Annotated in this window: 13 protein-coding genes; 12 read left to right on the forward strand and 1 reads right to left on the reverse strand. The window is 39.4% G+C overall.

The annotated features are described in order from the left end of the window. Positions 1–161 precede the first annotated feature (161 nt). The 3 genes from QSJ81_RS23685 (at position 162) to QSJ81_RS23695 (ending at position 3,639) form a co-directional block, all read left to right on the forward strand. Entirely contained in the window at positions 162–1,079 is a 918-nt protein-coding gene (locus QSJ81_RS23685) for a chemotaxis protein (RefSeq protein ID WP_285719790.1), read from the forward strand. 21 nt (positions 1,080–1,100) lie between these two features. Continuing rightward, positions 1,101–2,816, forward strand: a complete 1,716-nt coding sequence (locus QSJ81_RS23690; RefSeq protein ID WP_285719791.1) for a methyl-accepting chemotaxis protein — start codon at positions 1,101–1,103, stop codon at positions 2,814–2,816. A gap of 169 nt (positions 2,817–2,985) precedes the next feature. Next, a complete protein-coding gene (locus QSJ81_RS23695) occupies positions 2,986–3,639 on the forward strand; it encodes a hypothetical protein (RefSeq protein WP_285719792.1) in 654 nt (217 codons plus the stop codon). Between the two features lie 140 nt (positions 3,640–3,779). Here the strand turns inward: QSJ81_RS23695 and QSJ81_RS23700 are convergent, their stop codons facing one another. Then, positions 3,780–4,544, reverse strand: a complete 765-nt coding sequence (locus QSJ81_RS23700; protein WP_285719793.1) for a transglycosylase domain-containing protein — start codon at positions 4,542–4,544, stop codon at positions 3,780–3,782. A 137-nt stretch (positions 4,545–4,681) separates the two neighbouring features. On the opposite strand from QSJ81_RS23700, the gene QSJ81_RS23705 reads away from it, so the two are divergent. From QSJ81_RS23705 to argB, 9 genes are all read left to right on the forward strand, one after another. Next, entirely contained in the window at positions 4,682–5,398 is a 717-nt protein-coding gene (locus QSJ81_RS23705; protein ID WP_285719794.1) for an N-acetylmuramoyl-L-alanine amidase, read from the forward strand. Positions 5,399–5,462: 64 nt separating this feature from the next. Further along, positions 5,463–6,290: an AmmeMemoRadiSam system protein B gene (gene amrB, locus QSJ81_RS23710; protein WP_285719795.1), complete on the forward strand. Its 828-nt coding sequence runs from the start codon at positions 5,463–5,465 to the stop codon at positions 6,288–6,290. Between the two features lie 20 nt (positions 6,291–6,310). Continuing rightward, positions 6,311–6,826 (forward strand): AmmeMemoRadiSam system protein A, encoded by a 516-nt coding sequence (gene amrA / locus QSJ81_RS23715; RefSeq protein ID WP_285719796.1) that lies wholly within the window; start codon positions 6,311–6,313, stop codon positions 6,824–6,826. Positions 6,827–6,982: 156 nt separating this feature from the next. After that, a complete protein-coding gene (gene amrS / locus QSJ81_RS23720) occupies positions 6,983–7,975 on the forward strand; it encodes an AmmeMemoRadiSam system radical SAM enzyme (protein WP_285719797.1) in 993 nt (330 codons plus the stop codon). 185 nt (positions 7,976–8,160) lie between these two features. Beyond that, positions 8,161–8,616: a YbaK/EbsC family protein gene (locus QSJ81_RS23725; RefSeq protein WP_285719798.1), complete on the forward strand. Its 456-nt coding sequence runs from the start codon at positions 8,161–8,163 to the stop codon at positions 8,614–8,616. 223 nt (positions 8,617–8,839) lie between these two features. Next, complete coding sequence (locus QSJ81_RS23730) at positions 8,840–11,113, forward strand: diguanylate cyclase domain-containing protein (RefSeq protein WP_285719799.1); 2,274 nt, start codon at positions 8,840–8,842, stop codon at positions 11,111–11,113. 134 nt (positions 11,114–11,247) lie between these two features. After that, the gene (gene argC, locus QSJ81_RS23735) at positions 11,248–12,279 is read left to right on the forward strand and encodes an N-acetyl-gamma-glutamyl-phosphate reductase (RefSeq protein ID WP_285719800.1); all 1,032 of its coding nucleotides are present in this window, start codon (positions 11,248–11,250) and stop codon (positions 12,277–12,279) included. A 30-nt stretch (positions 12,280–12,309) separates the two neighbouring features. Beyond that, on the forward strand, positions 12,310–13,515 hold the full coding sequence (gene argJ / locus QSJ81_RS23740) for a bifunctional glutamate N-acetyltransferase/amino-acid acetyltransferase ArgJ (RefSeq protein WP_285719801.1): 1,206 nt from the start codon (positions 12,310–12,312) through the stop codon (positions 13,513–13,515). Between the two features lie 14 nt (positions 13,516–13,529). Next, entirely contained in the window at positions 13,530–14,414 is an 885-nt protein-coding gene (gene argB, locus QSJ81_RS23745; RefSeq protein ID WP_285719802.1) for an acetylglutamate kinase, read from the forward strand. The last annotated feature ends 3 nt before the right edge of the window (positions 14,415–14,417 follow it).

A 14,417-nucleotide genomic window follows, 5' to 3' on the forward strand; every position in this document is an offset into this window, starting at 1 on the left:
AAAAGTATCGAAATCTAAAGGGAATTGGATTATTTTGTCGAATAATGTTTGTTGCTTGAATAATTTCGAAAGGTACGAAAGCTAATTTGTGGGGGAATTAGTCGTTTTTTACCACTAATCAAAAAACAAAATAACGCAGCGAACAATAATGGAGGAGTTTTATGAGGGAAGTTGTGAATGAGAAAAAAGGAATTTTATTAGAGACAGGTACAAATGAATTTGAAATTGTAGAGTTTACGGTTGGTAAAGTGAATTATGGGATTAATGTTGCTAAGGTAAGAGAAGTGATTAATTTGGTCCCCGTCACGCAAATGCCTAATTCCCACTCTTATGTTGATGGTATATTTACATTACGTGGGCGGGTGATGCCATTGGTTAATTTGTCCCGTTGTTTAGGAGTCGAAGAGCAGAAATCTAGTACTCAAAATATTATTGTAAGTGAATTAAATAATTATTTTGTAGGTTTTCTAGTAAATGAAGTCTCTCGTATACATAGGGTTTCATGGTCGGTCATGGAACCACCTCCTAATGTTGCTAACTCCGATGGGGTCGTTGGAATTATTAAGATGGGGGAAAAAATAGTAATTCTATTAGATTTTGAGAAGATTGTTGCTGAAATTAATCCTCAGATTAATGTTAAGTTGACGACGGTCCCTCAAAGTAGTGTTGCCGTGCAAGAAATCCGGAAAACAAAAAAAATTATGATAGCTGAAGATTCCAAAATGCTGAGAGATATATTAATAGAAACGCTTCATGGGGCTGGTTATCTCGATGTAACTGTCTATAATAATGGTAAAGAAGCATGGGATGCTTTGTCTGTATTAGCAGATTCAGGGGCATCAATTGAAGATAATGTACACATAGTGATTACTGATATTGAAATGCCACAAATGGATGGGCATCATTTATTAAAACGCATTAGGGATGATAAAGCTTTACATAAGTTACCTGTCATTATCTTTTCTTCCTTGATTAATGAAGAGATGCGCCGTAAAGGTGAAGTGATTGGTGCAAACGGTCAGATTTCGAAGCCGGAAATTGCCCAGTTGATTAGTTTGCTAGATACTGAGAGTTTATAACATTATAAGGGAGATAGTAAAATGACATTTTTTAACAACATAAAAATAAGCATTAAATTAAGTGTATTGATTATTATCGCATTGTTGTCTATGGGGGTAATAGGGTATACAGGGTATTATTATCTTCAACAATCAAATAGCGACATGAAATCGATGTATGCGGATCGATTGATTCCAGTTAAGTTAGCCAATGAAATCCGTGCAAATGTGGCAATTGCGAATGCAGCAACACTGGAATTGATGCTCACAACTGATGATAAAAGGAATAAAGAGTTAAAAAAGATTATCGATGATACAAGTAAGCAATCAAATGATAATCTTACAGAATTTGAAAAAGCTCATTTAGATCCAAAAGGAAAAGATTTACTGGCAAAAGCACAAACGACTAGGAAACTATATCGCGATGCTAGACAGCAAGTTATTGAGTTGGCAATGCAGAATAAAAATGCGGAAGCCTATGCACTATATGTTATGAGTGTAAGTCCATTAGCTATTGAATATATGGGGAATATACATGATATTACTAGTTATTACTCTACATTATCAGAGAAAACAAGTGCTGATACCCAGGCAGCATTTGAAAAATCTATGCAAATTACAGTAGGTATACTGGTGGTAGCTTTCATAGTGCTGGGGATGAGTGGGTGGTACATAACTAAAATCATAGCAACTCCCTTAAATGCAATGGTATTATTTTGTAAAGAATTAGCAGCTGGCGATTTTCGTGATAAGCCTCGGAACGAAGTTAGAAAAGATGAGATTGGCCAAGTAGCCGATGCCTTGGTAGATATGCGGGACGCTCTCCGCCAACTAATGAAACAAATTAATGAGTCGGCTGAACAATTGGCGGCTTCTTCAGAGGAGTTGACAGCTAGTGCCGATCAGTCAGCTCAGGCGGCCAACCAAGTTGCCGAGTCTATTACTGGTGTAGCAAATGGTGCAGAAAAACAACTAAGTGTAGCTAGTGATACATCTGCGGTAGTACAGCAGATGTCAGCCAGCATTCAGCAGGTTGCTGCAAATGCCAATGAAGCAGCCGAACAAACAGCCCAAGCAGTTGATAAGGCAAAGGACGGTAATAAATCCGTGGATAAAGCGGTAAATCAGATGGCTTCTATTGAACAGACTGTTACCTCCTCAGCTCAGGTAGTGGCCAAATTGGGAGAACGGTCTAAGGAAATTGGTCAGATTGTAGATACCATCGCTGGTATTGCTGGCCAGACAAACTTACTAGCTTTAAATGCTGCTATTGAAGCTGCCCGTGCTGGAGAACAAGGACGTGGCTTTGCCGTGGTTGCAGAAGAAGTCCGCAAGCTTGCAGAACAATCGCAAGATGCAGCCAAGCAAATTGCAACATTGATTAGTGAAATTCAGGGTGACACTGACAAAGCCGTAGTAGCTATGGAAGATGGTACTCGCGAAGTCAAAGTGGGAGCAGAAGTAGTCAATGAGTCTGGTAAAGCGTTCCAGGAAATCGCAGCTATGGTAATCAACGTATCTGATAAAACTAGAGAAATATCTGCCGCCATGGAGCAGATGGCGATTGGGAGCCAGCAAATTGTCGGATCGGTGAAACAAATTGATGAACTAAGCAAAAATGCATCTGGAGAGGCACAGACAGTATCGGCTGCAACGGAAGAACAATCGGCATCCATGGAAGAAATCGCTTCATCCAGCCAAGCACTAGCCCATTTAGCAATGGATCTTCGCGAAGCCGTTAGTAAATTTCAAATTTAGGTAATTATGGATTAGACGGGGTCAAGATAAGGCGGGCAGATTGTTTATATAAGGGGAACTCCCTTAGCCAGACATAAATCTGGTTAGGGGAGTTTTTTTATGTCTAGCAAAAAATAGGATAAATAAGGTATAATAAGAAGAAGAAACGAAAAAATGGAAGGAGTTAATTATGAGAAAAATAACATTGTTGATCTGTTCTATGTTGTTTTTATTTTCTAGTGTAGCCTTTGCTAGTTTGGATGACACTAAACTAACGATTGAAAAACAATATGGAGATTACCGCTTGCTGATTGATTCTGATAATCAATTGTGGACAAAAGCAGATTGGGAAGCAAGAGGATCTAAGAAGGCAAAAGCTGCATCCTATCGATATTCCTTTAGTCGTCAAGGAATTGGCGTACAGATGGAAGTCATGTATGCAAATAATAAACCTGATGCCTTAGTGGTCGCTCAACGCTTCACACCTGACATGCCGATTACAATAAAAGAAATGAAAAAGTATTTTCCAGAAGTGTATGCTTTAACAAAAGCGCCAAAAGCTAACTTTTTCGCAACCTATAGCTCCATAAGCCGAAATTTCCAAGAAGGACAATCTCCTGTAAGTATGGGAGTGCTTATTAGAGAATTAACAAACGGAAATTATTATTCTTTATTAGCCTTCAATGTTCAAGATGAAGGACGTTTGCTAAAAAATATTGAGTATATTAGTGAAGATACATATATTAGGGAATTTACTATAGAACGTGCATCACGCACGACAGTACATGATGCTATGGATACAAGCAAACCAGATTGGCAGCCAATAAAAAATTACTTTAATTAAAAAAGAGGCCATTGGCCTCTTTTTTTTTATACTAAAGATGTTAAGGTTTACAAACCACAAAGACACAATGCCGTGTTAACGGCATTGTGTCTTTGTGGTTTGAATATTTTGTGTATGTTTTAAAGACACAAGTGTTTTACTTATTTTGCTAGCCTTATGGGGGCTACTTTGGCCTCCTCGGCTGTTTGTGGCCCCAGGAAACCTTGGCGGCTCATGACAGAGAGAACAATAGCCTGGCGATGTTTTGCAGCGTTAAAATCAACGTAGGGTGAATTAAGAGATGGAGCGGTAGGTAATCCTGCCAACAGAGCGCACTCGGCCAAATTGAGATTGACGGGTGCTTTATCAAAATAGATTTTTGCCGCATCACCAATTCCATAAGCACCAGAACCAAAATAAATCGTATTTAAATACATTTCTAAGATTTCTTCTTTGGAATAGCGCAGTTCCATATCCATCGCCAGTAAAAACTCTTCTGCTTTTCGACCATAGGTTTTGTCTTGTGTAAGAAATAAATTTTTGACAAGTTGCTGGGTAATGGTACTGCCGCCTTCCGTAAAATCTCCTGTTTGCATATTTACTAACATAGCCCTTAGTATTCCTTCAATATCAAAGCCAAAATGACGATAAAAACGACTGTCCTCTACTGCAATAATAGCTTGCTGCATTGTTAGAGGAATATATTGTATTTTTACATACTTCTTTTTATCTAGCTTTTCATCTACAGCACTTTTTAAAGCGATCATCCGATATGAACGCTCCCAAGAACTAGATAAGTGGCTGTTGATAGATTGAGAAGAGGGGATAGCGGGTAACCATCCTTTTAGAAAGCTAGTGCCACCGGCCCAAGCAAAGGATAAAATAAATAATATCATCAAGAGCATTATCAATCTGCCGAATCTCATATGTAGCCTCCTAGTATGTCCTACTGTTATTTTACCTCACAGCATGATGTTTGGCTATATGTGCTTTTTTACGTATAATACAAATATCCCTTGCATAAAGTTAGAGGAGAGTGTCGTATAGTAGGGAGTTGTATAGAATGAAGTTATTTCTTCTGAGAAAATCCAGCTTGAAAAAGGCCTTTATGCTAAGTGTGACTATGGCAGTACTTCATTTTTTAACAATGCAATATATTCTAGGCGATGATATACAAAATGTGGACATGTCAGTACTCTCTGGACACAGTATTACAATTGATCCTGGACATGGAGGCATTGACAGCGGTGCTACTGCCAATGAGGTGGATGAAAAGGATGTTACCTTATTGATTTCCATGAAACTAGCCACCCTATTAGAGCAGTATGGTGGGAAAGTCGTACTTACCAGGGATAAGGATATTGACTATTATACAAAGGGTAAGGGCGGCAAACGTAATGATTTATTAGAGCGTGTTACGAGAATTGAAGACTCAAAATCGGATGTTTTTCTTAGTATACATTGCAACGCTTATCGAGGGGCAAATTTGACAGGAGCCCAGGTTTTTTATAATCCTCAGCTAGAAGAAAATAAGATATTGGCAGAACGATTACAACAAGTTCTTAAACAATTTCCTCCAGGAAATAAGCGCCAGGCAAAAGAGGATTCTCATATTCTATTATTAAAACAAATAAAAACTCCAGGAGTGCTCATTGAAACAGGATATTTAACAAGCAAAGAGGAAGCCTTACTATTAACAGATGAAAATTATCAGCAGAAGATGGTGGAGAATATTGCGAAGGCGTTAGCGTATCATTTCTATAAAAATGCGGCAAAATAGAAGCTATACTGAGTTAAACAATGAACGCAACTAATAGGCCTTATAACTAGAAAGGAGCAGTCATATGAAAAATTTAGGAATTTGTGCTCTTATGCCTCATCCTCCCATTATGATACCTGAAATAGGAAAAGGTGAGTTGGATAAAATAAAAAACACAGTAACTGCTGTTGAAGAAGCAGCAAGGAGGATCAAGGATTTTAATCCCCAGACCATTGTTTTAATGACTCCTCATGGTCCCGCCTTTGAAGATGCGGTAAGTATTAGTGTTCACCCTAGGCTGAAAGGGAACTTCTCTTCCTTTGGAGTACCAGATGTTTCTTTAGGATTTGAGACAGATAGTTTACTTGTAAGGCATATTCTTAAGAAAGCCGATCGCCTAGGCGTAAACATCGTAGAATTAACAGATGACATGGCTAAGAACTATAGATTGAAGTTAGAACTTGACCACGGGGCATTGGTACCCCTTTATTATCTGCATAAAGCAGGATTTAAGGGACAATTGGTTCATATTTCAGTAGGTATGCTTTCCTATGAAGAGATGTATACCTTTGGTAAAGCAGTACAGGGAGCCATTGGCATGGTTGATAAGCGAGTTGCTGTCATTGCCTCTGGTGATTTATCCCATCGATTGACCCCTGATGCACCTGCAGGTTATAGTCCCAAAGCTGCCGAATTCGATCGTCAGGTCATGGAAGCGGTAGAAAATGTAAACATAAAATCCCTACTAGAAATCGATCGGGATCTTGTAGAGGCCGCAGGAGAATGTGGTCTTAGACCGATCTTTTTTCTCATGGGAATCGTGGGCGGGCTCAAAGCTACGGGAGAAAATCTGTCTTATGAAGGTCCCTTTGGTGTAGGTTATGGAGTATCCTTAATTAATGTGACTAAATAAGGTAGAAGGAGGTGTTAATTATGACTGACGAAAGTAGCGTTGTAGGACTAGCTAGGGCCAGTTTACAGCATTTTTTAGAGAAGGGGAGTGTTTTGCCAATACCGGTTACTTTGCCCGAAGAATTAAAGGGGCAGAAAGGCGCCTTTGTCTCTTTAAAAAAACAAGGTGAATTGCGAGGCTGTATTGGCACCTTTAGGCCGACGCGATCTAACATTGCCAGTGAAATTATCTACAACGCAATTAGCGCTGGTACAGAAGATCCTAGATTTTGGCCAGTAGAATTAGAAGAACTGCCCGAACTTACGATTTCTGTAGACATATTAGAAGCACCGGAGCAAATAGACAGTGTGGACAAGCTAGATCCACAGCAGTATGGCGTCATCGTTAAACAGGGAAGAAGAAGTGGACTTCTCTTACCCATGTTAGAGGGTGTTAACACTGTGGCGGAACAAATTGGCATAGCTAGAGAAAAAGCAGGCATTCGTGCTGAGGAAGAAATAGAACTATATCGATTTTCTGTAACCCGTTATACATAATGTTACCTACTTTTTTATTAAATGCTAAACTGAATAAGCGTTACGAACCACAAAGACACAATACCGCTACGCGGTACACAAAGAGGGCGTCTATAGTGTCCTTTGTGTCTTTGTGGTTTAATAAGTTTGCTAAAAAATCATAATGGAGTGACTTAAATGCGGGAGGCTATGTATTATCGGCCCCATGAGCAAGGTTTGCGCTGCAGTCTATGTCCTAAAAAATGCATAATCAGGGAAGGAGCAACGGGTTTTTGCCGAGTACGTAAAAACATAGGCAATACACTATATACTGAAAATTATGGTGAGTGCTCGTCTTATGCTCTTGATCCTATAGAGAAAAAACCCTTATATCATTTTTATCCAGGTAGTACTATCTTATCTCTTGGTACTTGGGGTTGTAATTTTTCCTGTTCTTTCTGTCAGAACTGGGAGATTGCGCAAGAGGATCCTAAGACGATGAAACTGTCGCCGGATCAAGCAGTAGAACTGGCTAGACAAGAGAAGAAAAACAGGAATATAGGGTTAGCGTATACCTATTCTGAACCAAGTGTATGGTATGAGTATGTTCTTGATACTGCTAAAGCTATTAAGCAGGCAGGTATGAAAAATGTACTAATAACCAATGGTTTTATAAACCGAGAGCCTCTAGAGGAAATTCTGCCATATATTGATGCGATGAATATTGATATTAAAGCATTCAACAAAGAATACTATCAGAAGGTATGTGCAGGAGAGTTGGAAGATGTAAAAGAAACGGTAGCGTTAGCATCTTCTGCATGTCATGTAGAGATTACCACTCTGTTAGTTCCGGGGCTAAATGATAAAAAGGATGAAATTGAGCAATTGAGCACTTGGTTGGGGAAGATAAATGCGGACATCCCTCTTCATTTTTCTCGGTACTTTCCAAATTACAAAATGGATTTACCTCCGACTCCCGAAAGCACCATGATAATGGCGCAAGAAATAGCAAGGAAGCAGTTACATTATGTATACCTTGGAAATTTGGGGGAAAAAGGGATTAATACATACTGCCCCCAATGTGATAAATTAGTTATCGATAGAAAAAAGTGGCACAGTGAGATGGAAAATAGAAATATATGTCCTCAATGCAAAAATCCAATTTATATAATCGGTGAGGTTAGTATTTAAAAATACCCATTTTGTAATCAAAACGAGAATAAAAGAGCCCTACAATTGCAGAATTGTAGGGCTCTTTTGCGAAAGAATAGAGTAGTTTGTTTAGATAGCAGGAAATGGAGGAAAGTTGCATAATACTATCTTTTATGATACAAATGTTCTTAGCAGTTGATTGATTGTAGCAGGGAGAGGGTAATATGCCATTAGAACGTGTTAAAAAGTTTCTAAGTCAATTTCCTGACCTAGAAATTATTTTATTTGATCAAAGTACCCACACAGCAGAGTTAGCGGCGCAAGCATTAGGTGTTTTGCCAGCACAAATAGCAAAAACCCTAGTATTTCTTGCTGATACAGCACCATTATTGGTGGTAACCTGCGGTGATAAAAAAATAAATACCAAAAAACTAGCTAAGATTCTTAGCTGTAAAAAAGTCCGATTTGCCGATGAACAAACAGTGGTAGATGCTACTGGTTTTTTCCCAGGTGGTGTTTCGCCGATAGGATTGCTTACAGATGTACCTGTTTATCTAGACCAAAGTTTATGGGATTTTTCGATTGTTTACGCTGCGGCTGGTACTGCCAATTCGGCTTTGCCAGTAAGTCCTGACTGCTTATGTGAAATTACTAAAGCAAAAATCATTGACGTTTGTTGAATTTTTAAATTAGGAAATACCTAAGAACCACTTTCTATGGGAGTGGTTCTTAGTATTTATTAGAATAATTGAATACATAAGTTTAGATAGCAAAAAACGAAGGAAATTAAGAATATTTGTCGAAGTGATTACGGATATGTGCATTTTTACCAACTACAGAAAGGCTGCTTTTCTCGCATTGAGATTGCACTGTAGATAACTATAAACTGTTGTGGAGGCGAAGATGAAAGTAAAAGCTTCTTTTTTAGCTTTCCTAACCGTAGTAACCATTCTTCTTGGCGTGTTTGTTTTTACCAAAATAGATCAACAACAATATCAAGAAAAGGTTCGGGGAGAAGTGTTAGGTCAGTTGCGGGCCATCCAGGCTAAATTGGAAGGGGAGTTGAATGCGAGGTTATCGATAGAAAAAGGACTCAGCGCCTTTGTATTAACCCATCTTCAGATACATCCTCAGCATACGATTACTCAAGAAGAGCTAGAACAGTTTGGCGCAGAATTTATGCCTCAATCTTCAGGAATTAAAAGCGTTTCTTTAGTGCAAGACAATATAATTACTCATGTATATCCTTTAAAAGGTAATGAAATAGCGATCGGTGCAAATATTTCTCTGTTAAATGATCAACGCAAGGTTTTTGAAATGGTGAAAGAAAGCCGAAGTAGTATGCTTGCTGGGCCAGTGAACTTGTTTCAAGGGGGGAGGAAGCTAGTTAGTCGTACCCCAATTTATTGGACACCTAAGGGCGGGACGGAAGCGGTTTATTGGGGCCAAGTTAGCCTTGTGTTATCCCAAGAAACCTTATTTGCTGAAGCGGGGCTGTATGACCCATCACTTTTAGTTGATGTTGCGATTCGCGGTCGGGATGGGCTTGGCAGTGAAGGAGAAGTATTTTGGGGCAATGAAGATGTTTTTGCAGAGAACCCTGTCATTGTAAATGTGAAGGTTGGCAGCGGCTATTGGCAGTTAGCCGCAACACCCCTTTTGGGCTGGGAAGCCGAAAGTCCAAATTTTCTTTGGATTTGGGTGATAGGTGGATTCTTAGCTTTTATCTTAGGAATATTAGTATGGTCGTTAATCTATACCCAAGAAATGCAGAAGTCCTTAAAATTAAGTGAAGAACGATTTCGCCAAATGTTTACCAAGCAAGAAGCGATTATGTATTTAGTAGACCCAGATACATTTGATATTATAGATGCCAACGAAGCAGCCCAAGCTTTTTATGGTTATAGTTCAGACAAATTTAGAAAAATGAAAGTGACGGAATTAAATCTTCTCTCAGAACCAGAGATGAAAGAAATATTTGCTACCGCATGCGGCGAAAGAAAAGGACACAGGGAATTTAAACATCGCTTGGCTACTGGAGATATTCGGGATGTTGAGGTTCATTCGACCTTGATTCCTTTAAATACGAAAGAGTTTTTCTTTTCTATTGTTCATGATATTTCAGAGCGAAAGAAAGCAGAGGAGCGCTTGCAATATGTAACTTTTCATGATTCACTTACCGGATTATATGCCAGGTCTTATTTTGATGAAGAAATACACCGTCTTGATCAGCACTTTAGCGGTACAGTTGGTTTAATCGTTTGTGATTTAGATGGCTTAAAACTTGTCAATGATACTTTGGGTCATGAAAGTGGCGACCAAATGCTAATTAATGCTGCTACGATTCTCAAAAATTGTTTTCATGGCAGCGAAGTGGTAGCTAGAATTGGTGGTGACGAATTTGTTGTTATCATGAAGGATAGCTCTAAGGAGCAAATGCAAGAGGCTTGTGAGCGATTAAAGGATGGGATCCGGTCTCACAATGGGGAACACCAGGGAGTTCCCGTTAGCTTATCGATAGGATTTGCCATAAGTAACAGCCCGCGACCAGTTATGAGAGAGCTTTTTAAAGAAGCAGATAACAATATGTACCGGGAAAAGTTACATCGTGGTCAAAAGGCACGCAGCGCAATTGTACAAACTGTTGTCGATCTTTTGGCGGAGCGTGATTATATTGTTGAAGGGCATGGAGATCGTCTGCAAGAGATGGTTTCTAGCCTGGCGAAAGCAATCGGCTTATCCAAAAGAAAAATCAATGATTTATGTCTGTTAGCGCAGTTTCATGACATTGGAAAAGTTGGGGTACCCCAAAGTATTCTGCTTAAACAAGATTCACTTACATTAGAGGAAACAATGGAAATGAGACGCCATTGCGAAATTGGTCAGCGCATTGCATTGTCTTCACCAGATCTAACACCCATTGCAGATTGGATCTTGAAACATCAGGAATGGTGGGATGGTACAGGTTATCCCTTAGGGATAGCTGGAGAAGATATTCCTCTTGAATGCCGCATTTTAGCGATTGCAGACGCCTATGATGCTATGACAAATGATAGGCCATATCGTAAGGCTTTAAGTTCATCTGCCGCGATTGATGAGTTAAGGCGATGTGCGGGAACCCAATTTGATCCAACATTAGTGGCAAAGTTTTGTGAAACTGTCAGGATTGATAGTTAGGATATAATAATTGCCTAAATAGGAGTGCAAAATATAAAAATGCGGCATCCTATAGTAGGAAAAAGTAGTAAAAAACTATTGCATTATTATACATGTATAATGTATAATTATAAACATTATAAGGGGGGACGGCAATGAAAGTTAGTATTATCGGCGCAACAGGGTATACTGGGTCAGAATTATTGAGAATCTTGTTCAGTCATCCAGAAGTGGAAATTGCTAATATTACTTCAGAAAGCCAGACAGGTGGAAATATTACAGATGCATATCCTCATTTGGCAGGATGTTATGATAAAAAATTGACAAGTATGAAGGATCTTAGTCAATTTACTGACAGTCAAGCTGTGTTTATTGGTTTACCCCATGGGCATGCTATGAGTATTGGAAAACAATTAGCCGATCAAGGTATTAAGGTCATTGATTTAGGAGCAGATTATCGTTTTCGTGATGAGTCGGTATATGAGGCTTGGTACAAGGTTCCACACACTCATTTAAACTCCGGAGCCGTGTATGGTTTAACTGAGTTGTACCGTGAGCAGATAAGGGCAGCAAGCATTGTTGGTAATGCGGGTTGTTATACGACTGCCAGTATTTTGGCGTTAGCACCTTTAGCAAAATATCACTTAATCGATATGAAGAATATTGTAGTAGATGCGAAATCTGGAGTCTCTGGTGCAGGTCGCGGACTTAGTCTGAATACCCATTTTACCGAGATGTCCGAAAATTTAAAAGCATATAATATAGGTGGTCATCGTCATACACCGGAAATTGAGCAGGCCTTGCAGGAACTTGCAGGGCAAGAAGCAATTATTAGCTTCACGCCTCATTTGATTCCTATGGCAAGAGGAATCTTAAGCACTTGTTATGCCACTTTAAAAGAAGGGGTAACACCAGAAGCAATTGATCAGGCGTTTTATGAAATGTATGGGCAGGAATACTTTATTAGACTCCTAGGGCGGGGAGGGTATCCAGCGACGAAACATACAAGAGGATCTAATTTCTGTGACTTAGGCTGGCATATTGACACCCGCACCAATCGAGTGGTTGTTGTATCAGCAATTGATAATTTAGTTAAGGGAGCGGCAGGTCAAGCCGTACAGAACTTTAACGTAATGTTTGGTCTTAACGAAACTAGCGGTTTAAAACAAGTAGCTTTGTATCCTTGATGTAGGGTAGTTAAATAAGGAGGCATATTTATGTATACAGAAATTAAAGGTGGCATTACAGCACCAAAAGGATTTAAGGCTGCAGGAGTGCAAGCTGGAATAAAAAAGAGTGGTAAACATGATGTAGCGGTTATCTATAGTACGGTACCTGCCAGCGTGGCGGGAGTTTTTACAAAAAACACTATGGCAGCAGCTCCTGTTGCCGTTTCTCGTTTAGCGTTAGAAAGTGGCGTTGCTTCTGCCATTGTAGTTAACTCTGGTTGCGCCAATGCATGTACCGGTGAACAGGGAATGCAAGATGCTATGGCTATGACAAAAATGACAGCTGAATTACTAAGTATACCCAAAGAAGACGTTCTTGTAGCGTCTACTGGAATTATTGGCGTCACTCTCCCTATGGAAAAGGTAGCTGCTGGTATTAAAGCTGCTGTTGCTGAGTTAGGTCAAGATGAACAAGAAAAATCCATGTTGGCGATTATGACTACTGATACTTTTCCTAAAAGCTGCGTTTATGAATTTGAGTTAGGTGGAGTTCCTGTACGAATTGCAGGTATTGCGAAAGGTTCAGGGATGATTCATCCCAATATGGCGACAATGCTAGCCTTTATCACTACGGATGCAGCCATTGCTCCTGCTATGCTAAAACAAGCATTGACGGATGCGGTGAACGTATCTTTTAATATGATATCTGTAGATGGAGACACTAGTACCAATGATATGGCAAGTGTCCTTGCCAATGGATTAGCAGGTAATAAAAAAATTGAGAACATGAATGAAGATTATGCTGCCTTTACGAAAGTACTGACAGATGTATGTATTTATTTAGCAAAACAAATTGTCGTTGATGGTGAAGGGGCTACCAAATTCTTAGAAATAAAGGTACGGGGCGCTGTCAGTTTTGACGATGCAAAAAAAGCAGCTATGGCAATCTCTAAATCACCGTTAGTTAAAACTGCTTTCTTTGGTCAAGATGCGAATTGGGGACGTATTTTATGCGCAGTAGGTTATTCGGAAGCAGCAGCCGATCCGACAAAAGTATCCTTGTCGATTGGTGATATGACCATTGTAAAAAAGGGAATGGGAATTGCGCTTGATGAACAAGCTCTCAAAAAAATTATGGCGGAAGAAGAGATTAAGGTAGTGGTAGACTTAGGATTAGGCCAAGAGGAAGCTACCATGTGGACCTGCGATTTCTCCTACGAATATGTGAAAATTAATGGGGAATATCATACATAAGAGGGGGCTGGAATGTGAAGAATTCATTGGAAACTGCCGCAGTATTAATTGAGACTTTACCTTACATGCAAGATTTTTATGGCAAAACAGTCGTTATAAAATATGGCGGTAATGCTATGATTAATAGTGAACTAAAAAATAGCGTAATTCAAGATATTACTCTTTTAAAATATGTAGGCATGAGGCCTATTGTTGTACATGGCGGCGGTCCCGAGATTACTAGTGTTTTAAATAAACTAGGCAAAAAAACGGAATTTGTCAGTGGTCTTAGGGTAACAGATGCGGAAACCGTATCCATTGCAGAAATGGTCTTAGTAGGAAAAATTAATACAGAGATCGTAAATCTGTTAAATCGAAACGGCTCTAAAGCCGTAGGGTTAAGTGGTAAAGATGCAGATCTGATTATGGCAAAAAAACATTTTGCTGAAGTACATGAGAATGGCAAAGTCAGTATGGTAGATATCGGATTTGTTGGTGAAGTTGAGAAGATCAATACGGATATACTAAATACACTCTTAGACAGTGGTTATATCCCCGTTATTGCACCGATTGGTGTAGGGAAAAGTGGGGAAAGTTATAATATAAATGCCGATTATGTTGCAGGGGAAGTTGCAGGAGCTTTAGGAGCGGAAAAATTGCTGATGCTTACCGATGTAGAAGGCATCTATCGTGATTATAAAGATAAAAGCTCTTTCATTTCTTCCTTATCCTTAGTAGAAGCGCAGAAAATGATTGCAGAGGGGTGCATTGGCGGCGGTATGATTCCTAAGGTGGAAACCTGTATCAAAGCTTTAGAAGGCGGTACTGGAAAGACCCATATTATTGATGGCAGGCAGCCTCACTCCATACTACTTGAAATTTTCACTTCTCAGGGAATTGGCACACAGGTTGTAAAGTAAGAG

It is taken from the genome of Pelosinus sp. IPA-1, assembly GCF_030269905.1.
In the GTDB taxonomy this organism is placed as follows: Bacteria; Bacillota; Negativicutes; order DSM-13327; family DSM-13327; genus Pelosinus.